The following is a 21,216-nucleotide window of genomic DNA, read 5'->3' as shown; positions in this document are numbered from 1 at the left end:
GAGCCGAAGGACCGCTTCCGTGTTGACGAGTGGTTCTGCCTGTCAGGAGGAGGTCAGGCAGCCAGCTCGTTCGGGGACCGGTTGGTGTCGTTGGCACTGGTCATGCCTTCCGCGCCGTCCAGTTCGGTCTTGTCCGCTGCGGGAGCAGCTGCACCAAAGCGCATCACCTTGGGCACCCAGGCGAGCGCCTTGTCGCGTACGGCGACCTCGGTGATGTAGGTTCCGGCAAAGACCCGTTCGGCGCTCATCGCGAGATCACCCTTCTTGACCGCAGCAAAGCGCGAGGAGAGTTCAAGCCCGCCGACATCGGTCAGAGCGTCAAGGATCACCTGCTTCGGCACCCGGTCGAAGTAGTTCGCCGCCGTCGGCCGCCACCAAGCCGCCATGTCGATGCCGATCATGCCGCCGAGATGTTCGTGGAAGGCGATGTGGCGTTCGCCGGTCATGTTGAGACTTGCTTCGAGCGTGCGGGCCACGACGAACCCGAGCCAGGCCGCACGGTCATCGTCGCTCAGCGCACGGAACAGGTCGAAGCGCGCAGCCACATCCTCGCCCGCCCGCCAGGTCTCATCGAGACCGGACCTGAGCTCGGCCAGCGACGCACTGGCGGCTGCGTCCTTGGCCTCGAACCCGACGATCGGACCGGCCGGGAGTGGCCCGCGCAGCGTGGTCGCCGCCCGGGCGCGCCAGTCGTGGCTGTCAGCATCAGCCAACGTGAAGATCATGAGATCGAGCGCGAGGGCCGGATCGGAGGCGAGGTGCAATGCGAGCACGTCGCGGCGCTGCATGGCGAGTTCATCGGCCAGGCGCTTCGACATGGTGGCACGGCGCTTTCCCTCGCCGCCCTCACCCGGCACGACTTCAATGGCATCGCCGTCATCGACATCCGGTCCCGGACGTTCGCCATAGAACACCGGCTGGAGCGTGGGGGTGCCGTCGCGCGCGAGGACAAGGATCATGCCCGCCTCGGCCTTCTGCTCGGGAGCGAGCACCGGAGGCCGCGCCCGAATATCCTGGCACTCGCGTTCGATCGCCTCGATCGCCGCTTCGGCCCCCGCGACGGCTTCTTCGGCGCTGTCCTCGCATTCCAGAATTGCGGCGTGCTCATCGTAGGACGCATCGAGTTCGTCGAGCCGGGCAATTTCTGCCTCGGTCAGCGGCGCAGGCTCGGCAGGCAGGCGGATCAGGCCTTCGACCAGGTCGTGGCTGGCATAGGGATCGAGGGTCGGCTTGACCCAGGCGAGCCCCTGCTCTGCAGCAATGATCCGGGCCTGCTCTTCCATCCTCGCGGCGGCGAGGGTCTCGAGAAGGGCAACATCGGCCCAGCTTTCGCTGTCCTCGTCGTCGAACAGTTCGCGCTCGATCCGGCCACCGGCGGCAAGATAGGCCTCACGGCCCACGAGGCGGGCACGGGGATCGCTGCCACGCACCGTGCCAGAGAGCACCATGCGCCGGATCGAGTCCGGATGCGGCGCATAATAGCCGGTGGTGACCTCACCGAACACGCGCGCCTGGATCACCTGATCCGAGGTCGCGCCGAAGGCCTTGGCCATATCGAGAGTGATCTCACCCGCAGCCAGAGCGTCGAACACGACCGGAGCGAGAGTCGCCAGGCGCAGCCGCCCTTCGACGAAGCGTACGGTCACGCCGAACCGGCGCGCGACTTCCTCGACACTTGCCCCCTGTTCGATCAGCGAGGCGAACGCCTGGGCCTCGTCGGCCGGGTTCATCGCCAGGCGGTGGAAGTTCTCGGCGAGACTGGTTCCAGCGGCGGCATCGCTGTCTTCGAGCACCAGGCAGGTGACCTCGTGGTCGCGGGCAAGGACCTTGTCTTCGGCGAGCGCCAGCAATGCCTGGCGGCGGCGTTCGCCGGCCTCGACCTCGAACTTGCCGCGTGCGCCGGGCTTGACGATGAGGTTCTGCAGCAGACCGTGCGCGGCAATGCTCGCCTTGAGCTCGGAATCGGCATTGGGATCGCCGTGACGACGGACATTGCGCGGGGACTGCACCAGCTTGCTCAGCGGGATCGACTTGATCATGGGACTTACTCCTGGTTGCGAGCCGGTCCATCGACCTTCGATGTCCATCTGGCTCGATCAGGGCAAAGCCCTCTCTCCTCTCTCAGAAGATCGCGTGGTTCTTTGCGGGTGCTGCAGCGTCAGGCGGAAGCGAACGGGCCGCAAACCCAGGGGTCAAGGTTGCTCGACCAGCCTGAAGACCGCTCCTGAACCTGAATCACGGACAAGATCGACGCGCTTACCGTCCCAATGATAATCGAGGTGCCGCCCCTGAACAGGATCGGACGCGCAATCAGGATAGAACAGCGCCGCACATTCACCGCCACTATGTCGCAGGCTGGGATAGACGACCCCGTCGGACCCGGCTGCGCGCAAGGCGACCCCCAGACTTTGGGATACCGCATGACTGTCGGCGGCTAGCGCAGGATGGGCGACGAGCTCCGGGATCCGCAGGTCATGTAGTCCTGCTTTGACCGTCAGAATGACCTCGCGAAACTGCGAGGTCCAGCCTTGAGCTTCCTTCGTCCGCGCCATGAAGCGGGCATGGTGATGGATTGTCTCGAACAGCGCGGTCTCGAACTCTCTGCCAGCATAGAGCACGCCGTAACTGCCATCGGTGAAGCGGCTCGGCCAATCCTTGCTGACATGGGTGAAGGGTGCCATGAGGTAGGAAGCGCCCTGCCCGCCCACCCGGCGATCGACCGGGACCAGGTCAAGATTACCGATCGTGGCCATGATGCGCGGGTTGGTTTTCTGTTCTGCCGAAATCAGCAGCGGCCAGTCAGCGGGATCCGCAATATCCTCGAACAGGTCAATCGGTGGGAAAGCGCTCCGGATGATCCTGACCGCGTCTTTCCACTGCACTTCGCAGAGCGGGATATCACCTGGGCCGGTCACCAGCCACCGCGCGCCGCATCAAGATAGCGCCGCACGCGCATGATATCGGTGAGTTCGCCGCCGAGCATGACGTCGAGTGCGCTGCCGCCGCCGAACGCTTCGTTGCTCGCCTTGATCCAGGCATAACCGCGCTGGCTCTCGGCAAACACGATCCGCAGCGCCTTGTGGATCCCCATCAGGTTGGAGAGCCTCGCGCTCCCGTCACGCGAGATACGCCCCGCCCCTTCCGCCTTCCAGCGGCGATAGGAGCGCACGGGCATGTCGAGCAGGGTGGCGGCCTGCTCATCGGTCAGCTCCCATTTGCCGAACAGGTTAATTGCCGCGCGGAACATGGCGGCTGCTTCGTCCTGCGAGATCGGCTCCGGCCGGAAGGCGGGAGCGAGAGTATCAACGGGTTGTAGCGCAAGCATCACCTGTCTCCATATGGCATCATATACGCAAATATCTGCCATTTGGCAATGGCGGGCTTATGGGTCGAGCCGCGCAATCACCGCCGCTGCACCCTCGAGCGGAACGAACAGCCGCGTCTGGTAGCGGATGATCTCGGTGAAACAGCCTTGCGCCTTGTACCAGTCGAGCCGCGCGGCGCTCCATCCGGTGAGTTCGAGGCGCTGCGAACCGTTGACCAGGCTGCGCTTGACCATGAGCGGTTCGCGGCTGGCGAGTTCCATCGCCCGGCCCGTCGCAATGACCGACCGAACAATATCATCGGTCGAGAGCTTCTGCTCGTGTTCGAGCCCCAGCGCCCGGCACAGGTCCGGCACGCAGTGGACCGGGACCTCGCGGCCGAGCAACGAGCGGCCATCGCTCGCCGCGATCCGGCTCACCCGCACGAAATCGGCCGGAAGCTTGTCCCAGACCGGCAGCAGCAGACCGGTCGCGAGATAGAGCCGCTCACGCTTATGGCTGGCGCGTGCTTCCTCGACCTCGGCAATCCAGCATTGGCGGAACTGACCGACATCAACATCCTCCCAACTGCTTTCCGCCAACTGGTCGGCAGTGATGTGGCTGCGCTTCAGGGGACGCAGAAGTTCGAACCGGGACACCCGCGTGCCATCGTCAGCGAGGATGCTGCGCGCAGGAACCAGCAGCGCAACACGCCCAGAGCGCGCATTGCGCACGCATCGCTGGCGCTCACCGCCGATACCATGCAGTTCCTCGAGCCGCTGCAGCGCCAGGGGCTTCAAAGCCCGGGCAATCTCGAGTTCAAACAAATGGGTCGTCGCGCCCAAGTGCGGATCGGTGCGCAGCAGCGTGTCGGACAGGATCGCAAAATCCTCGACCGCGATCGTCTCGAGCCCGAGATCAAGCGTGCCCGCCTGCCGCGCGGCATCGACCCGCGCCTCGACCAGACCCATGAACTCGTCGAAGATCGCGTTTTGCAAGGCGATCGGCAGGGCGAGGATGCGGTTGAGCCAGCGCTGGATCGAGGGCAGGTCTTCGACCATCGAACCATCGGCTGCTGCGATCCTGAGCCCGGTCAGGTCCTGGAACCGCGTCAGGCTGACCGCCTCGAGCTTGCCGGAAAAGAGCAGACCGAACCAGCGAAGGAGCGCTTCCCTGGCATAGGTGCTCTCCAGGTTGTCCGCCGGATCGAACAGGTTCTGTCCGCCGGTCTGACGTTGCCCGCGGGTCAGCGCGCCGAGACTGTCGAGCCTGCGGGCAATGGTCGAGATGAACCGGCGCTCGCCGCGCACGTCAGTGGTCACCGGCCGGAACAGCGGGGCCGAGGCCTGGTTGGTGCGGTTGGTGCGCCCCAACCCCTGGATCGCGGCGTCGGCCCGCCAGCCCGGCTCGAGCAGGAAATGCACCCGCCTGGCCTGGTTCTTCGCAGCAAGGTCCGCATGGTAGCTGCGCCCCGTGCCCCCGGCATCCGAGAACACCAGAATGCGTTTGGTGCCATCCATGAAGGCTTGCGTCTCGGCGACATTGGCGCGGGGCGAGCGTGATTGCAGCTTCTGGCGACCGTCATGCCCGACGATCAATCGCCGCGTCCTGCCGGTCACTTCGGCCACTTCGTCGACGCCAAACCGCTCGATGATGGCATCGAGCGCGGTTGCGATCGGCGGCAGCGCGCAGAGCTGCTCGATCATCCGGTCACGCGCGGCGAGCGCCGAGCGGCACAGGACCGGCGCGCCTTGCTCGTCGCTCATCGGTTCGGAACGCGGATTGCCGTTCTCGTCGGTAAACACCGCCATCAAGCGTACCGGGAAGCTCTTGGCGAGGTAGTCGATCACGTATTCACGGGGACTAAGGTCAATTTCGAGCGCCTCGAGTTCCTCAGGCGACAGTTCAGCCAGCCTGCGTTCGAGCATGGCCTCGGCGGTTGAGACCAGCTGCACGACCACGGCATGGCCATCGGCAATTGCGGTATCGATCGCGGGCAGCAGGCTGGGGAGCTTCATCGACAGGAGCAGCTGGGCGAAGAAGCGCTGCTTGGTTCCCTCAAAGACCGAGAGTGCCGCTGCCTTGGCACCTGAGTTCAACGTACCGCCGCTGTCGGCATCGACGATCCGGGTCGCTTCCAGCGCCTCGCGCAGATTGGCATGGATGATCGCCCAGGCATCGGCATAGGCATCGTAGACCGCGATCTGGTCCGGGGTCAGGCAATGTTCGAGGATCTCGTACTCGACACAGGCGAACGAGAGCGCGCGGGCGGTGTAGAGACCTAGCGATTTGAGGTCCCGTGCCACCAGTTCCATCGCCGCAATCCCGCCATTGCGGATATCGGCCACGAACGCCTCCCGGTTGGCGAAGGCGGTCTCGGGACCCCACAGACCAAGCCTGGTGGCATAGGCGAGGTTGTTGACGTCCGACGCACCGGTTGCTGAAGCATAGAGCACCCGGGCGCGTGGCAGAAGGTTCTGCAGCCGCACCCCGGCAACGCCCTGTTCCGATCCCTTGATCTTGCCGCGCGAGCCTTCGCCGCCTGCCGCATTGGCCATGGCATGGGCTTCGTCAAACACGATCACACCGTCGAAGTCGTCGCCGGCCCAGGCCAGGATCTGTTCGAGCCGGGACGCATCAACGCGGCCCGAGCGCAAGGTGGGGTAGGTGACGAACAGGATGCCCTCACGCATGGCGATGGGTGAACCGAGCTTCCAGCTCCCGAGCGGCTGGACATCGATCGGCAAGCCGCCGAGTGCAGACCAATCGCGCCTCGCATCCTCGAGCAATGCTTCGTTCTTCGATATCCAGATGTGCCGGCGCTCGCCGCGCACCCAGCGATCAAGAATGACGCTCGCGACCTGGCGCCCTTTGCCAGCACCCGTTCCATCACCGAGGAAATAGCCCTGACGATAGACCTGTCCCTCTCCTGATGCCTTGATGGAGCAGCCCTTGTCTTCAGGCTCGAAACGTCCCGGGAGGTCGCGCGCATGCGCGCTGGCCGCATATATCAGGGACTCGGCCTGGGCCGCCGACAGCAGCCCCTTGGCAACGAGGCCATCCGGCAAGTGCGGGACAGCATGGGGTATGGGTGCGGCGATCGACCCCATGGCGACGGATTCAACCAGCGGCGTGGGATGGTCTGCCGCACCCTCGATTGCGATCCGGCTTGGCCGGTAGGGCAGGTAATGGCCGACCTGGGCCTCGATTAGCGCAGGTGTCTCGAGCGACCGGTAGGTCAGCGGACAAATTGCGGTCGGCGCGGGAGCAGGACGGACCGCAATTGGCAGCGGTCGCCGTGAACTCGCAACGAGGCGGAACGGCGAGCGAAAGGGAATGCCTGATCGCTCCGCACTGGCTGCACCTTCAAAGCGCGCAGGTAAAGCATCGATCAGGGCTACGAGTTCGGCAAAGGCACTGGTGCGGGCGACAACGGGGTTACCCGCACCTTCAACCTTGTCGAGCACCAGCAGGCGCGTGGTGATGCCTGTGCCAGGGCGAGCAAAGGCGCGTTCGACCGCGACATTGAGCCGCAGTTCTGCGGGTCCCTTGATGTTGGCGAGGAATCGGCCGGTATCGAACCACTCGGGCATGACGGCGACAAGACGACCACTGCGCGCCAGGCGGTTCCAGGCCGAGCGCAAGTGCCGCGCCCCGGTCTTTCCATCATGGCCGCGTTCAACACCGTGCGAATATGGCGGGTTCATCAGCACGACTTGCGGCAAGACAGCGGGATCGAGCAGTTCGTCGATCAGCTCGCCGTCATGGCCCGTCACGCGGGACATGGGGAACAGATATTCCAAGCAATCGCGCCGCAATGGGGAGATTTCGTTTAGGGCAAGGCTTGCGCCGGCACGGGCACCCCAGACCGCCAACATTCCGGTGCCGGCTGAGGGTTCGAGAACCAGGTCGCCGGGCAGGAAGGAGCAGGCTCGCCCCGCGAGCCAGGCGATCCTTGGCGGAGTCGCAAACTGCTGCCACGAGATCTGTTCGTCGCTGCGGGTGGATTGTACCGGAAGGCGTGTCTCAAGCGCGGTGAACCAGCTATCAGCCTCATCGATGGACGCGGTGAGATCGATCGTCTCAGTGCCTTGCACGGACAACACCTGCGCCAGTTCGAGCGCGGCGTGAGCGTCGCGTAGCGACCAGCAGCCCTGGGCATCACTGCCGCCAAACAGGTCGGTAAGAATGCCGGTGATAGTCGCGCGAGTGATTGGAGTTCCCGCGATCAACTTTTCGCCAATAGTCCGTGCGGCGGCGAGCACCAGCGGCGGGTTGGTGTCCTCGAAGGGAAGGGCGGGAGCAAGACTGGACATGGCAAACCTCCTGACGAGGCACCACGATGATCGATGGGCCTCGCTCTGCTCGAAGCCTTCTCTCCTCTAGGGCTTGCGGTTCAGGTCTGCTGCATCTGGCGGGACAGGAGCACGTCGTTCCAGTCCAACCCTGGCGTCGCGGGAGCACGGGTCAGAATGCGCCGGTCTGGTCTCGCATAGGCTCTCAAAGCGCGCTCAATTGCGACTCTCCCCCCGGCATCGTGATCGACGAACAGATGAAGCTCGCGTACGCTCTCCGGGATCGCCACCAGGCCGAACCGTTCGTTCCCCAGCGTTGCCCAGCAAGGAATGCCGAATAGGGCCATGGCCGAGAGTGCGGTCTCGATTCCTTCGGCAAGGCCGAGGCGTTCATCTGAAGGTGGAGCAAGTCGCACCGCCCCGATGCCGAGGGACCCAAGTGCGCGCCGGGGGCGCTCGAACCGCGCCAAAGCCGAGCGCGCGGGATCGAGGAAGGTGCGGTGCACGGCGACAAGGCCCGTGTCGGTCGTCACTGCTGCCAGCATCGCAGGCAGGAACTTGACGCTGCCTTTGGGACCGAGTGGCGTCCGCTCAAGATAACGTATGGCGGACGGCAATTGCGCAAGGCCGCGCGACTTCAGGTAAACGGCAGCCGGACTTTTCGCCAAAGCGCGCGCTTCCTGCCACAAGCGGCGGGCGTTGTCCTTCGCTCGATCCGGAGAATGTCGCTCGACGACGGCGATGCGGGTGGGATCGAACAGGTCTCGCGTTCGCACACCAGCGCGGCCCAGAGCGGCCATGACCGCGGCATTCGGACAACCGGCAAAGCAATGGAAGAGGATCGCCTTGTTGCCCAAAGTCACGCTCAGCGACGGTGTTCGGTCGGTGTGCGCGGGGCAACAACACATGCCCTTCCCCTGGCGCCAGGTTCCCGAGAGGCGCTCGACGATCTGGCGGGCGCGGCGTTCAAGGTCATCGCCGTGGGCATGGGCATCGTATGACATCAGTTTGGCTCCGGATTGCATACCCTCCCCGGTGCCGCCTCCGCTCTCCCTATTGCGATGGGGCATTTCCTACAGCCATTGTTCTATATATGTTCCACCATGAATCGACCAGCCACGGATTTGATGATGATGATGGTGTTTGCAAAGGTTCTTGTCGGCATCTTGGGCTTAGCCCTTGCCCTCACCTCTCCGGCGCAAGGACGGGTTGTCACCAGTGTTGTGAGCGATTTTACCACTGAGACATCGCTAGGCGATCCTCACGGTGAGGATGCGACAGGTTTCCGGTTGGTGGAACACGGAGCTTGGCAGCGGCCGCAGTCGGCTGATGTTCAAGAGCCTGCGACCACAGCGGGCTTACAAAGCCAGTTTGATCACCATATATCCCAACGGGACCGCGCTTCATCAAACTTCCGTCGAGCGACCTACTTGGGCCACGTCAGAGCAGCCGAAGCGCGCCATGCCCTGCCCGCCGGCCTCCTCGATGCGCTGGTCTGGACAGAATCCCGCTACAATCCAACTGCTGTAAGCAAGGCAGGAGCTGCTGGCTTGGGCCAGCTGATGCCGGGAACCGCTCGTGACCTGGGAGTGGCCAACCGGTTTGACCCGGTGGCGAATGTCAACGGCGCCGCGCGCTATTTGCGGCAAATGCTCGACAAGTTTGGAGTGGTGCAACTGGCGCTCGCTGCTTACAACGCTGGGCCAAGGGCTGTCGAACGGGCAAGGGGCATCCCGCGCAATCGGGAAACCCCGACATATGTTCGCAGCGTGGTGCAACGTTGGAGAGCAGCAATGGAGGCTGAGTGAGTTGAGGCTTAGCCGTCCCGTACAAGAGAAGCAAAAATGTGCAGCGCACACTTCTCCTATGTTTCAAGCTTTTCCATATTACTTTTGGATGGGCAGATGTAATTCGAGTGCCTCGGAACCAAAAATTGAGGGCTGCCAGAGCCGTTGATGCCGGACATCGGGTCTGAGAAGCGGGCCTCTAACAGAGCGTCGGCGGCGGAGATGCTGAGGTGGCAATCAATTTCCATCCCAAGCCGTGCCCCGTCCCGCGACCGGAATGCTCTGCGGGTGGGTGCAGAAGAACACTTCGCTGGTCATACGTGGGTCCTTGCTGGAATGATCGTACCGGTGCATTCGCCAAAGCCGATGGAGACGAAGCTATCGGCCAGCGCGCGACCCTTGATGGACAGGGTATCGCCGTCTTCCAGCATCACGCGCGTGGCACCATCGGGCAGGGTTATGGGGTTCTTGCCCAGTCCGGTCAGCTCGACGAGACACGCACGCGCCTCGTCCGCCGCGCCGGACACGGTGCCGGTCGCGATCAGGTCAGCGTTTTCCAATGGCGCGCCGCCGCTCGCCTGGTGGGTGACCATCTGCGCCAGCGTCCAGAACAGTTCAGCCACGTTAGTGCGCACTATCTGCGCCGGGCCGTTGCCGGTATCCAGGTGCGCGGTCAGCTCCACGTTGAGGCCACCCGCCTGCCGGTCTCCCGGATGGTCAAGATAAGGCAGCAGCGCAGGCTCATCCCCCGTGCGGCCGCGCGCAGGAACGCGGAACGGAGCCAGCGCCTCCATCGTCACCACCCACGGGCTGATGGTGGTGAGGAAGCTCTTGCCCAGGTGCGGCCCCAGGATCATCTCGTAGAACTGGATGCCGCGGGCCGACCAATCGTTGACCAGGCAGCAGCCGAACAGCGTGTCTTCAGCTTGGTCCAGCGGCACCGTTTCGCCCAGCGGGTTAGCCGGCCCGCGCAGCCACGCGCCAAACTCCACCTCGAAATCCAGCATCGGTTCTGGCGCGAGCACGGCGGTGCTTTCCCCGCGCGGCACCACTTGCCCCATGGGCCGGATCACCGGCGCGCCGCTGACCGCGACCGAGCTGGCGCGCCCGTTGTAGGCCACAGGCAGCGTGGCCCAAGCCGGTTGCGGCGGGCGGCCGCCGTTCCTTGCCATGCGCAGGATATGGTCCGCGCTGGTGCAAAAGTCGGTGAAGGCGGGGGGCTTTGCCGGCATCAGCATGGTGGCAGAGGCGGCAGGAAGCAGCGCCGCCCCGGCCCGGTCCTGCCTGCCAGACTCCTCGCGATAGAGGTCTGACAAGGCGGCCCGCAGCTGCGAAACCTGGCCAGCCGGGGCCATGAACAGATCTGCCAGCGAGGGGCGGCTGGCCACGGCGGCAACCCCTGCCGCCGCGCCGTCCAGGAGGCCCGCGTCCAGCACGGCCGCAAGGTCGATGATCGCATCGCCCAGCGCCACCCCGCCGCGCGCGCCTTTTCCGTCATCGAACACACCAAACGGCAGGTTCTGGATCGGGAAATCGGTATCGGACGCATTGGCGCTGGCCACGAAGCTGCGGCGCGCGGGATCGTGGGTGGCGTTGATTTCAATGGGCATGGTGACACCCTTCATGACCGCAGGCGTGGCGGTAACGCAGCATTTCGGCGAACAATTCTGGCGGGGTGGCCGGTGCCATCTTCGGATCCCATTCCTTGTAGAGCGAATAGACATTGGCCACGACACGTTCGGCATCGGTCCAGTGTGCGTATTCCTTCAGCGGGATGTCGCGTGCAGCCTCGCGCCAGGGCATCCCGGCGTCGAACCGTCCGCGCGCCTCGGCCATCAGATGCTCGACGTAGCCGCGCAGGTTTCGCACCGCCTCCACCCCGCAGATCGGGCCATGGCCGGGGACGACCACTTCGGGGGCGAGGCTTTCGATATATTCGCAAGCGGCCACCCAGCGGCTCATCGGCCCGGCCCACAGGATCGGGTGGCCTTCGTTGAACAACAGGTCCCCGGTGAACACCACCTTGTCTTGCGGGACCCAGGCGATGGTATCCGACAGGGTATGCGCCGGGCCGAGGTCGACCAGCTCGACCTGCTTGTCCCCCAATGTCAGGGTGAGTTTGTCGTCAAAGGTGCGGGTCGGCAGGGTCAATTCGTCCACGCCGCTGAAATCAAACTGACGGCCCATCGTTTCCATCAGGAATTCGCCCGCGTCGCCCATCTTGTCCCAGTTGGTCGACAGGCCTGCCAGTGCGCGCGGATCGAAGTGGCTCATTTCCTCACGCATGGCGGCGGTGCCGATGATTTCGGCCCCTTCGACCACGCCGTTGCCGAAGAAATGGTCCGGGTTGGCATGGGTGTTGACGAGCAGGTCCACGTCGTCACCGCCGTCTACACGCGCAAAGTCGGCCAGCATGGCGCGGGTCAGCGGGACGCTCATCAGCGTGTCGATCAGCAGCGTCTGCCCGCGGCTGGTGACAAGGCCCGCATTGGACCAGCCCCACGTGCCATCAGGCTGAACATAGCCATACAGGCCGTTGCCGATATCGTGCACCCCTTGCCGGAACGGCCAGTTACCCAATGATCCTCTCCTCTCGCCGGGGAAGCCATTTCCCCAAAAAAAAAATCGTTTAGCACCAACGTGATTGTGCGGTGGCGGTCTGTTCTGTGCGCCCGGCTCCACAAGCAGGGAGCGATTGCCGCAAGCGGCGGGAGAGGCGCGCCGCACGGGGCGTCCAGTTACGGCCGGCGTGGGCGTGAGACGCGAAGCACCGCTCTGTGTGCAACCTGCTTTACCTGCGCCTTGGTCACTTGGTCGACCGCCTTGCCGTCAATCAGCTGGGCCATGTCAGGAATGCTTCGCGTGATATTCGTTGATCCACTCGGCCGAGGCGGTCAGCGCGCCGAACGGGTAGAGGTGCAGGCGCACGCGGCCGTGTTCGGCACCCAACTTCTTGTCCAGGCTGTTGACCAGCTTGTCCGGGCCGGCGCTGCCGATCAGGTTGGTGAGGCTGATGCCATACTTCTTCATGACGCTGGCCGACGCACCCACGCCGCAGCGCTTGGCAAAGCCCAGCAGGCGCTTGATACCGGCCGGGCCGGGGACGCCCAGGCGCACCGGCACATCGATGCCGCGCTGGCGCATCTCGGCCAGCCAGTTGACGATGGCGTCATCGTCGAAGGCGAACTGGGTGAGGACCAGCGGCACCATGCCGTGGGCGCGGATCGCGGCCAGCTTCTTTTCCATCCACACCCACAGCTCGGCAGGCGTGTTGTTGGGGTGGCCTTCCGGGTGGCCGCCGACGCCGACGATCTCGATGCCGTGCTTTTCCAGGAGGCCGGTCTCGATGATCTGCAGCGAGTCGGAATAGGGGCCTTCCGGCTCGGGCGGATCGCCGGCGATGATGAAGACGCGCTTCACCTGCGCCTTGCTGGTGATCTCGCCCAGGTACCAGTCAAGCTGCTCCTGCGACTCGATGCGGCGGGCCGAGAGGTGGACGATGGGTTCGAAGCCCAGTTCGCGCACCAGCACGGCGGCCTCGATGCGCTGTTCCAGCGTCTCGCCGGGCAGGAAGGTGACGGCCACCTGGGTAGCGGGGCGAATCAGGTGGGCCGCCTCGCGCAGGCCTTCGATTTCCTTGGCGGTCATCTCCAGCGAATAACCGTCCACCATGTTGAGGCGGGGAAGCTCCCAACGCGGGTGGATCTTCTCGTAAGACATTCCGAAACTTCTCCTCAATGAAATGCCTTAGAACAGGCCTTCGATCTGGCCGTTCTCGTCGAGGTAGATGGCCTCGGCCGAGGGAACCTTGGGCAGGCCCGGCATGGTCATGATCTCGCCCGCGATGGCGACGACGAAGCCCGCACCCGCGCTCAGGCGCACTTCGCGGATCGCCACGTCGTGGTTTTCCGGCGCGCCCAGCGCGGTGGGGTCGGTGCTGAACGAATACTGGGTCTTGGCCATGCAGACCGGGAAGTGGCCATAGCCCATGTCTTCCCACTGCTTCAGCTGGCTGCGGACCGAGGCCGGAATGGTCACTGACCCTGCGCGATAGATTTCGGTCGCGATGGTGGTGATCTTGTCGGCCAGCTTCATGTCCGACGGATAGAGCTGGTTGAAGTCCGGCGCGCCGGCATCGGCCTTGGCAGCAACGATGCGGGCCAGTTCCTCGGCCCCGGCGCCACCTTCGGCCCAGTGGGTGCAGATCACGGCCTCGGCACCGAACTCCTTGGCCATCTCCACGATCACGTCCAGCTCGGCCTGGGTGTCCAGGTAGAAGTGGTTGATGGCGATGGTCGGGGTGATGCCGAACTTCTTCACGTTCTCGATGTGGCGGCGCAGGTTGACCGAACCGGCGCGGACCGCATCCACGTTCTCGCCCTTGGTCAGGTCAGCCTTGGCCACGCCGCCGTTCATCTTCAGCGCGCGCACGGTGGCCACCAGCACCACGGCATCGGGCTTCAGGCCCGCCAGGCGGCACTTGATGTCCATGAACTTCTCGGCACCCAGGTCGGCGCCAAAGCCGGCCTCGGTCACCACGTAGTCGGCCATGCGCAGCGCGGTCTTGGTTGCGATCACGCTGTTGCAGCCGTGGGCGATGTTGGCGAAGGGGCCGCCGTGCAGGAAGGCCGGGCGGTTCTCCAGCGTCTGCACCAGGTTGGGCAGGATCGCGTCCTTCAGCAGCACGGTCATGCTGCTGTCGGCCTTCACGTCGCGGCAGAACACCGGGGTCTTGTCGCGGCGATAGCCGATGATGATGTCGCCCAGGCGCTTCTGCAGGTCATTGAGGTCCGAAGCCAGGCACAGGATGGCCATGATTTCCGAAGCCACGGTGATGTCGAAGCCGGTCTCGCGCGGGTAGCCGTTGGACACGCCGCCCAGCGGGCCGACGATCGAGCGCAGGGCGCGGTCGTTCATGTCCAGCACCCGGCGCCAGGTCACGCGGCGCAGGTCGATCTCCAGGCTGTTGCCCCAGTAGATGTGATTGTCGACCATGGCGCTCAGCAGGTTGTGCGCGCTGGTGATGGCGTGGAAGTCACCCGTGAAGTGCAGGTTGATCTCGTCCATCGGCATGACCTGGCTCTTGCCGCCGCCAGCGCCGCCGCCCTTGACGCCGAAGCACGGGCCGAGGCTGGGTTCGCGCAGGCACAGCAGGGTCTTCTTGCCGATGAGGTGCAGCGCGTCGGACAGGCCAACCGAAGTGGTGGTCTTGCCTTCGCCCGCCGGGGTGGGGTTGACGGCGGTGACCAGGATCAGCTTGCCGTTGCTGGTGGTAGGCAGCAGGGCGGTATCCACCTTGGCCTTGTACTTGCCATAAGGGATCAGCGCGTCGTCCGGCACGCCGGCGTTCTTCGCCACTTCGGTAATCGGGATCAGCGTCGCTGCGCGGGCAATTTCGATATCGGTGGGCATCTGGTGTGTACCTGAAATCTAGAGTGAATAACGCGCGTCGATAATGATAACGCGACCTAGGAAGAATTGCTGAAAGGCGCATCGATACCCGCGCCCCAGATGCGCTCTAATTCTTTGACCGGAGGCGAACGCAATTTGGCATTTCTCATCGGACCGCATCTTGATTGCTGTTACGGACAACTGTCATCCCCAAGCTGATCCAGACGGGACCCGCCGTGAAATTCCGGCACCGCCCCGCTCCTTAGGAGAGGAAAAAGGCGTGGCGGTGCCGGTGCCCGCGCGCTTGCACGCGGATAGTGTTTGCCCGGAAGTTCATCACGAGGGAGCGACTGATCGAGAGGTCCGGCATCCTCGCACGAGAATCGCTGTTCGTCCCGTCAGTTGGTGAGCTCGGTCCGGACAGCATAGGTATAGGCCCCATCCGACACGTCCCTCTGCCAACCTGTAGGATTGCCGAGCTTATCAAATTTTATCATGCAAGCTCTTGGATTGCATTTCTCCGTCGCTCCATACGTCATAAGAACTCTGGCAGAAGATCATGTAAAACGCTGATTACCTGTCCCCAATCCAAGGCAGAAACTGCATCTTTGAATGCGATCTATTGCACTGGCTTATGGCTCGATTCCGGCTGATGCGGCGGTCCTCGTGGCTATAATGCAGGCAAGAAGATCAAGGGCCACAAGCGCTACGTCTTGACTCACACCAACTGCAACCTGGTCCACGCCGTAATCCACACTGCCAAAAAATTCAGGACCGAAACCGGGCAACCCCTGGTGCTGGCCGCGAGCATCACGCGCTTCCCGTGGCTCCGAGATGCCTTTGCCGATGGTGGTTATGCTGGCGACAGGCTCCAGCAAGCTCTGCGCAGGATCGGCAGATGGGGCCCGGCAACCGCATGGCTGCCCATCGCCTCGCTTCAGCTCTTCGCCCGACGCATTGCAAGGCTTACAATGACGATGCACTGGTCAGATTGGCTGGCGCCTGGCGTGCGCGCAGCACGACTCAATGGCTTGAGGCAATATCTTTCAGTGACGTAGATGGATCAGCGAGTTTGTCGCCTCCGACCTTAGCCCTTCCTTCAACCAGCTTGCGGCCCTGGACATAATCCTTGGCCCGGTTGACGCAGTCGAGCGCGACGACTTTGCCGTGGCGCAGGTAGATGACCGAGAAGCTGCGCTCCGCCGGATTTCCCCGCAGGATGGTAGCGTCGTAACCGGTGTTCAGTCCGACCGTTTGCAGCTTGAGGTCATACTGGTTGGACCAGAACCAGGGTAGCGCGACATAGGACGCATCCTCGCCCATAACATGCCTCGCGACAGTAGAGGCCATGTCGTGCGCGTTCTGGACGCTTTCGACACGAAGGGTGGCGTCGTCGGCCCAGCCGTTCGCATAGGCTGCGCAGTCACCAATGGCGTAGACATCTGTAAGGCTGGTGCGGCAGTATGCATCCACAGTCACGCCGTTACCGTGTACGGCCCCGGCTTCGATTAGCGGATCCACTGCGGGCACGATGCCGATGCCTACGATCACGGCGTCACATGCCATGACCGTCCCATCACTAAGCTCAACCGCAGCGACACGGCCATTGCTGCCCGACAGGGCAACGACCTGCGCCCCGGTACGCAGGTCAACTCCGTGCGCGCGGTGCTCGGCTTCGTAAAAGGCGGACAGCTCCTCACCCGCAACGCGGGCAAGCACACGGGGCAACGCTTCGAGCAGGGTGACCTGACAGCCAAGCTTGGTCAGCACCGCCGCTGCTTCCAGGCCGATGTAACCGCCGCCAACCACAACGATCCGCTTCGCGCCGCCGTCGAGTTCGGCCATCAGGCTATCGACATCGGCCTTGTCGCGGATGCAGTGGATGCCCGCTAGGTTTGAGCCGGGACACAACAGGCGGCGAGGATCACCGCCGGTTGCCCAAATTAATTTGCCGTATTCGATCCGCTCTCCGCTCGCGAGTTCGACCTGGTGTGCTGAAGGATCGACCTTCACGACCGCACACCCGCCGCGCATCTGCACTTCGCGTTCCTGCCAGAAGGACGCCGGGCGGATCATGATACGTTCGAACGGCTTGTCCCTGGCCAGGTAGTCCTTCGACAGCGGGGGACGCTCGTATGGCAGATCGCCGTCGCGCCCCAGCATCAGGATCGAGCCGGCGAATCCTTGCTGGCGCAGGGCGATGGCAGCCTGTGCGCCGCCGTGGCCGGTCCCGACTATAACGATATCGACCGATTGCATGGCCGTCAGTCCTCCGGCGCGATGCGAACCGTCAGGCCGTCCAGGTCCTCGGACAGCGCCAGCTGGCATGACAGACGGGAAGCCTCGGTCCGATGATCCGAGCTATCGAGCAGGTCGTTTTCATCCTCGCTGAGCGGCGCAATGCGACCTGCGAAAGCGGGATCGACATAGACATGGCAGGTCGCGCACGAACAGCATCCGCCGCACAGCGCCAGCAATTCGTCGATGCCGGCATCGCGAATGGTTTCCATCACGCTGACGCCCGGCCGCAGCTTAAGCTGATGCCTGTCGCCAGCACGGGTGATGACGGTGACCGAGCCCATCAGAACACCACGACCGAGCGGATCGACTTGCCCTGGTGCATCAGGTCAAACGCGGTGTTGATCTCTTCCAGCCCCATCACATGCGTGATCATCGGATCGATCTCGATCTTGCCGGTCATGTACATGTCGACGATCTTGGGCACGTCGGTGCGGCCCTTGGCCCCGCCGAAGGCCGTGCCGCGCCAGTTGCGGCCCGTCACAAGCTGGAACGGGCGGGTAGCGATTTCCTTGCCCGCTTCGGCAACGCCGATGATGATGGAGGTGCCCCAGCCGCGGTGGCAGGCTTCGAGGGCGGTGCGCATCACGTCGGTGTTGCCGGTGGCATCGAAGGTGTAGTCCGCGCCGCCATCGGTCATCTCGACGATCTTGGCCACGGTGTCCTCGCGGCTCAGGCCCCGGCTGTTGAGGAAATGGGTCATGCCGAACTTGCGGCCCCATTCCTCGCGATCAGGGTTGATGTCGACGCCGATGATCTTGTTGGCTCCGGCCAGCCGCGCACCCTGGATCACGTTGAGGCCAATGCCGCCCAGGCCGAAGACGACCACGTTGTCGCCCACCTGCACCTTGGCGGTGTTGGTCACCGCGCCAACGCCCGTAGTCACGCCGCAGCCGATGTAGCAGGCGCTCTGGAACGGCGCGTCCTCGCGGATCTTCGCCACGGCGATTTCCGGCAGCACGGTGAAGTTGCTGAAGGTGGAGCAGCCCATGTAGTGGAAGATCGGCTGGCCCTTGTAGGAAAAGCGCGTGGTGCCATCGGGCATCAGCCCCTTGCCCTGCGTGGCGCGGATCGCGGTGCACAGGTTGGTCTTGCCGCTGAGGCAGCTTTTGCACTGGCGGCATTCCGGGGTGTAGAGCGGGATCACGTGGTCGCCGGGCTTGACCGAAGTCACGCCCGCGCCAACCTCGCGCACGATCCCGGCCCCTTCGTGGCCCAGCACGCTGGGGAAGATCCCCTCTGAGTCGAACCCGTCCAGCGTATAGGCATCGGTGTGGCACACGCCGGTGGCCATGATTTCCACCAGCACTTCGCCGGCCTTGGGGCCTTCCAGGTCAAGCTCGACGATCTCCAGCGGCTTCTTGGCCTCGAACGCTACGGCTGCCCTAGTCTTCATGATGGGAGGTCTTCACTGCAAATTGCTCCACGCAATACTGGACATACTAGCCAGGCAAATTCGGTATCTCGCCCTCACGGGCTCACAGCGCGAGGTGTTGCGCTGTGAGCCTGATCGAGGCTGGAATGCTGCACGCTGCCCCCAGGGCGCCGGGCAGCAACAGTCACGTCAGAAATCGAAACCGGCGCGAACCCCGAATGTGCGTGGTGCTTCGTAGGATACCGATATGACGTTGGGCGTGCCGGACGTGTAGTTGGTGAGCACGTCCTCGTTGGTCAGGTTCCTCACATAGGCGGTCACGAACCAGTTTTCGTCTGCGGGGCGCAGAGTCAGCGATGCGTCCAGGGTCAGATCCTCGCCCGATCTCGAAGTCGGTAGGTAGCTGATCGTGAGTTCACGGGTGCTGCGATAGAACCCGTCAACATTGCCCACCAGACTAAGCTCGCCCAGCTCGACAACCTGCTCGAGACCGAGCCGAGCTGTCCATGCCGGGGCATTTATCGGGCGGGTGCCCGAGCAATTGACAGCATAGGTCGCCAGAGGGCCCCGCGACGTTTGCACCGTCGAACCGGTGTACGGACAGCCCACAAGCGGTGTCACGAAATTAAACGGTGCTGGCCGGGTATTCGTATCCGGGACTTGATAGACATAGGCATCATTCGACGCATCGAGATATTGCACCGAACCGGAAATAGTCGTCGATTCAGTCGGCGACAGGGCAAAATCCACATCAATGCCCTGCAACGTGGACCGGCCGATGTTCTCGGTAAAGAAGGCGCTGGCACCGCTCAGGTCCAGGCCAATATGGCTGACCTGTTGGTCGCGATATTTCCAAATGAAGCCTTCGATATTAAGCTGGAGCAGTCCATCGAAAAACACGTTCTTCGACCCGACCGTGTAGGCATCCAAATATTCGGGCCCGTAGTTTTCCCGCCCGAAGGTGATGTTGAATCCGCCCGAGCGATATCCCGATTCATAACTTGCGTAGAGCAGGTTGTCATCGCTCAGATCGTACTCCAGCGCGCCGCGCCAGGTTACTCGGCTGAAGCTGCTTTCGTCCTTCACGATCGTGTTTCCGCGGATCATGATTGCCGGCTGTGATGGGTCGGCAAAATAGGGCACGGGAACACCCAGCGGCACCTGCAGGGGCGTCAGCCCCGAAACGAACAGAGCCGGGTTGATCGCGGCGATGGACTCTTCGATCGTCGGACGGAAGGGAATGCTGGGAACGGTCGAGCAATTCGGGGTTGCGGCAACGCAAATCGCAGCCAGCGAAGGTTGCGTCGCGTCGATCGACTTCTGGTCATCAGTATAGCGAATGCCGCCCACGATGCGCAGCTGATCGGTGACATTTGCCACTAGCCTGGCGAATGCCGCCATGGATTCGGTTTCGTTCCGCGCGTTGCCATTGTTCTGCAAGGACCATTGGTTGAACGATGCACGGAAGGTGGTCTTCTCGTTATAATAGAAGAGGCCGGTCACATAATCGAGCAGGCCGACGGAGCCGGCGAGACGCGCTTCCAATGAGACCTGCTCTGCCGTCTCGTCCTGCAGCGCACCCTGGAAGATACCCAGGCTGTAAATGTTGTGCAGCTCCTGCTTACGATAGGCAGGGATCAACGTGAATTGGGCAGCGCCCAAGTCGACATTGAACTCGGCATTCACGCCCCAGATTTCGTCGTCGATCGACGGATAGGCCGGAGCATTCGCGCGGGAAAACAGGGGCGCGGCCAGGAACTGGCCCAAATAGGCCAGCGATTGCGGAGTATACAGGCCCGAGAATGGCTCGGCAACGCTGGCGGGAGCCGCGGTGTAGGTCCAGTTGGGGATTGTTGTGGGGGTGTTGGGCGGCAGGAACACATTAGGGGTCAGCTGGTACGCCCCGATCAGGTTCCCGCCAGGACCGTTGCCACCCCTCGTGGAATACTCGGCCAGCACCCGAACATCGACCGCCGGGGAAATCTCGGCGTAGATCTGCCCGCGCAAGGCGAGGTTTTCGGCATCTCCGGTGCCATCGGCAAAGTAGCCATCGTGACCATTGATAATGCCTGACAGACGCAGGGCGACACTGTCGCCCAGCGGCGCGTTGATGGCTCCGGAAAGCTCATAGCTGTCGTGATTGCCGTATCCAGCGTGAACAAAACCGCCGAATTCCCCGAGTTCGGGATGCACGGGAATGACGTTGATCGCGCCGCCCGTCGCGTTGCGGCCATAGAGCGTGCCCTGCGGTCCCTTGAGCACCTCGACCCGCTGGACATCCATGAACGCCGCAGTCGAGGACGGGCGACCCACGTAGACCCCGTCAAAGTTGAACGCGACAGCCGGATCGGAAAGATTGTTATTGTTGAAGTTGCCCACGCCGCGAATAAAAAAGGACGTTGCACTGCCGGCCTGGTTCACGATGTTGAGCGAAGGGGCCACCTTGCCCAACTGCGTCACATCGGCCACGCCAGCCCGCGAAAGCTGTTCACCTGTCGCTGCAACAATGGGGATGGCTGCATCCTGCAGGCTCTCCTCGCGCCGTTGCGCAGTCACCATGATGACATTATCGTCAGCGACGCGTGCTTGTGTGCCTGAACCGCGCGAAGCCTCTTCAGGATTCGGTCCAGCTTGCGCCATCGCGGCATTGGGCAGCAGCCCGGCGCCCAGAATGCTTCCCACCAGCAGCAGCTTTTTCATGTTGATCCTCCCACACCCAAGACGGGCTTTTGTTCTGGGCTGAACGCTTATGGACTTGTCCGCAGTCT

14 protein-coding genes and 1 pseudogene are annotated in these 21,216 nt (G+C 63.4%); 2 read left to right on the top strand and 13 right to left on the bottom strand.

Going from position 1 to position 21,216, the window contains the following annotated elements; genetic code table 11:
- Positions 1 to 53: 53 nt before the first annotated feature.
- From GRI99_RS09210 to GRI99_RS09190, 5 genes are all read right to left on the bottom strand, one after another.
- On the bottom strand, positions 54 to 2,039 hold the full coding sequence (locus GRI99_RS09210; protein ID WP_160771772.1) for a ParB/RepB/Spo0J family partition protein: 1,986 nt from the start codon (positions 2,037 to 2,039) through the stop codon (positions 54 to 56).
- 153 nt (positions 2,040 to 2,192) lie between these two features.
- Positions 2,193 to 2,915: an RES domain-containing protein gene (locus GRI99_RS09205; protein ID WP_160771771.1), complete on the bottom strand. Its 723-nt coding sequence runs from the start codon at positions 2,913 to 2,915 to the stop codon at positions 2,193 to 2,195.
- Positions 2,912 to 3,325: an MbcA/ParS/Xre antitoxin family protein gene (locus GRI99_RS09200; RefSeq protein WP_160771770.1), complete on the bottom strand. Its 414-nt coding sequence runs from the start codon at positions 3,323 to 3,325 to the stop codon at positions 2,912 to 2,914. The genes GRI99_RS09205 and GRI99_RS09200 overlap by 4 nt, the downstream gene beginning before the upstream one ends.
- 57 nt (positions 3,326 to 3,382) lie before the next feature.
- A complete protein-coding gene (locus GRI99_RS09195; protein WP_160771769.1) occupies positions 3,383 to 7,618 on the bottom strand; it encodes a strawberry notch-like NTP hydrolase domain-containing protein in 4,236 nt (1,411 codons plus the stop codon).
- Positions 7,619 to 7,698: 80 nt separating this feature from the next.
- Complete coding sequence (locus tag GRI99_RS09190) at positions 7,699 to 8,601, bottom strand: DUF7146 domain-containing protein (RefSeq protein WP_237438252.1); 903 nt, start codon at positions 8,599 to 8,601, stop codon at positions 7,699 to 7,701.
- Positions 8,602 to 8,727: 126 nt separating this feature from the next.
- Between GRI99_RS09190 and GRI99_RS09185 the strand changes: the two genes are divergently transcribed.
- Complete coding sequence (locus tag GRI99_RS09185; RefSeq protein ID WP_237438251.1) at positions 8,728 to 9,405, top strand: lytic transglycosylase domain-containing protein; 678 nt, start codon at positions 8,728 to 8,730, stop codon at positions 9,403 to 9,405.
- A gap of 293 nt (positions 9,406 to 9,698) precedes the next feature.
- On the opposite strand, the gene GRI99_RS09180 is transcribed toward GRI99_RS09185, so the two are convergent.
- The 4 genes from GRI99_RS09180 to GRI99_RS09165 all read right to left on the bottom strand — a co-directional run bounded on the left by GRI99_RS09180 (position 9,699) and on the right by GRI99_RS09165 (position 14,796).
- Positions 9,699 to 10,994, bottom strand: coding sequence for a fumarylacetoacetate hydrolase family protein (locus GRI99_RS09180; RefSeq protein WP_160771768.1), 1,296 nt, complete (start codon positions 10,992 to 10,994; stop codon positions 9,699 to 9,701).
- A complete protein-coding gene (locus GRI99_RS09175; protein WP_160771767.1) occupies positions 10,984 to 11,964 on the bottom strand; it encodes an MBL fold metallo-hydrolase in 981 nt (326 codons plus the stop codon). Before GRI99_RS09175 ends, GRI99_RS09180 begins: the two co-directional genes overlap by 11 nt.
- Before the next feature lie 267 nt (positions 11,965 to 12,231).
- Positions 12,232 to 13,104 (bottom strand): methylenetetrahydrofolate reductase, encoded by an 873-nt coding sequence (locus GRI99_RS09170; protein WP_160771766.1) that lies wholly within the window; start codon positions 13,102 to 13,104, stop codon positions 12,232 to 12,234.
- A 27-nt stretch (positions 13,105 to 13,131) separates the two neighbouring features.
- The gene (locus tag GRI99_RS09165) at positions 13,132 to 14,796 is read right to left on the bottom strand and encodes a formate--tetrahydrofolate ligase (protein ID WP_160771765.1); all 1,665 of its coding nucleotides are present in this window, start codon (positions 14,794 to 14,796) and stop codon (positions 13,132 to 13,134) included.
- Between the two features lie 635 nt (positions 14,797 to 15,431).
- On the opposite strand from GRI99_RS09165, the pseudogene GRI99_RS09160 reads away from it, so the two are divergent.
- Positions 15,432 to 15,833, top strand: a pseudogene (locus tag GRI99_RS09160) (transposase); the annotation flags it as partial.
- Here the strand turns inward: GRI99_RS09160 and GRI99_RS09155 are convergent.
- From GRI99_RS09155 to GRI99_RS09140, 4 genes are all read right to left on the bottom strand, one after another.
- Positions 15,799 to 17,034, bottom strand: coding sequence for an NAD(P)/FAD-dependent oxidoreductase (locus GRI99_RS09155; protein WP_160771764.1), 1,236 nt, complete (start codon positions 17,032 to 17,034; stop codon positions 15,799 to 15,801). The pseudogene GRI99_RS09160 and the gene GRI99_RS09155 sit on opposite strands and share 35 nt — an antisense overlap.
- Before the next feature lie 5 nt (positions 17,035 to 17,039).
- Positions 17,040 to 17,357, bottom strand: a complete 318-nt coding sequence (locus GRI99_RS09150; protein ID WP_160771763.1) for a 2Fe-2S iron-sulfur cluster-binding protein — start codon at positions 17,355 to 17,357, stop codon at positions 17,040 to 17,042.
- Positions 17,357 to 18,469 (bottom strand): S-(hydroxymethyl)glutathione dehydrogenase/class III alcohol dehydrogenase, encoded by a 1,113-nt coding sequence (locus tag GRI99_RS09145; protein WP_160771762.1) that lies wholly within the window; start codon positions 18,467 to 18,469, stop codon positions 17,357 to 17,359. Before GRI99_RS09145 ends, GRI99_RS09150 begins: the two co-directional genes overlap by 1 nt.
- Before the next feature lie 168 nt (positions 18,470 to 18,637).
- Positions 18,638 to 21,148, bottom strand: coding sequence for a TonB-dependent receptor (locus GRI99_RS09140; RefSeq protein WP_160771761.1), 2,511 nt, complete (start codon positions 21,146 to 21,148; stop codon positions 18,638 to 18,640).
- Positions 21,149 to 21,216 lie beyond the last annotated feature (68 nt).

This window comes from Alteraurantiacibacter buctensis (genome assembly GCF_009827655.1).
Lineage (GTDB): Bacteria > Pseudomonadota > Alphaproteobacteria > Sphingomonadales > Sphingomonadaceae > Alteraurantiacibacter > Alteraurantiacibacter buctensis.
The sequence above is the reverse complement of the archived record's forward strand: the minus strand, read 5'-3'. Positions and strand labels throughout refer to the sequence as shown.

Bases quoted from the DNA above. Each gene is read 5' to 3' on its own strand.
- GRI99_RS09150 (WP_160771763.1), bottom strand. From the start codon at position 17,357: ATGGGCTCGGTCACCGTCATCACCCGTGCTGGCGACAGGCATCAGCTT.
- GRI99_RS09145 (WP_160771762.1), bottom strand. From the start codon at position 18,469: ATGAAGACTAGGGCAGCCGTAGCGTTCGAGGCCAAGAAGCCGCTGGAG.
- GRI99_RS09155 (WP_160771764.1), bottom strand. From the start codon at position 17,034: ATGCAATCGGTCGATATCGTTATAGTCGGGACCGGCCACGGCGGCGCA.
- GRI99_RS09210 (WP_160771772.1), bottom strand. From the start codon at position 2,039: ATGATCAAGTCGATCCCGCTGAGCAAGCTGGTGCAGTCCCCGCGCAAT.
- GRI99_RS09140 (WP_160771761.1), bottom strand. From the start codon at position 21,148: ATGAAAAAGCTGCTGCTGGTGGGAAGCATTCTGGGCGCCGGGCTGCTG.
- GRI99_RS09180 (WP_160771768.1), bottom strand. From the start codon at position 10,994: ATGCCCATTGAAATCAACGCCACCCACGATCCCGCGCGCCGCAGCTTC.
- GRI99_RS09170 (WP_160771766.1), bottom strand. From the start codon at position 13,104: ATGTCTTACGAGAAGATCCACCCGCGTTGGGAGCTTCCCCGCCTCAAC.
- GRI99_RS09200 (WP_160771770.1), bottom strand. From the start codon at position 3,325: ATGCTTGCGCTACAACCCGTTGATACTCTCGCTCCCGCCTTCCGGCCG.
- GRI99_RS09185 (WP_237438251.1), top strand. From the start codon at position 8,728: ATGATGATGGTGTTTGCAAAGGTTCTTGTCGGCATCTTGGGCTTAGCC.
- GRI99_RS09190 (WP_237438252.1), bottom strand. From the start codon at position 8,601: ATGTCATACGATGCCCATGCCCACGGCGATGACCTTGAACGCCGCGCC.
- GRI99_RS09165 (WP_160771765.1), bottom strand. From the start codon at position 14,796: ATGCCCACCGATATCGAAATTGCCCGCGCAGCGACGCTGATCCCGATT.
- GRI99_RS09195 (WP_160771769.1), bottom strand. From the start codon at position 7,618: ATGTCCAGTCTTGCTCCCGCCCTTCCCTTCGAGGACACCAACCCGCCG.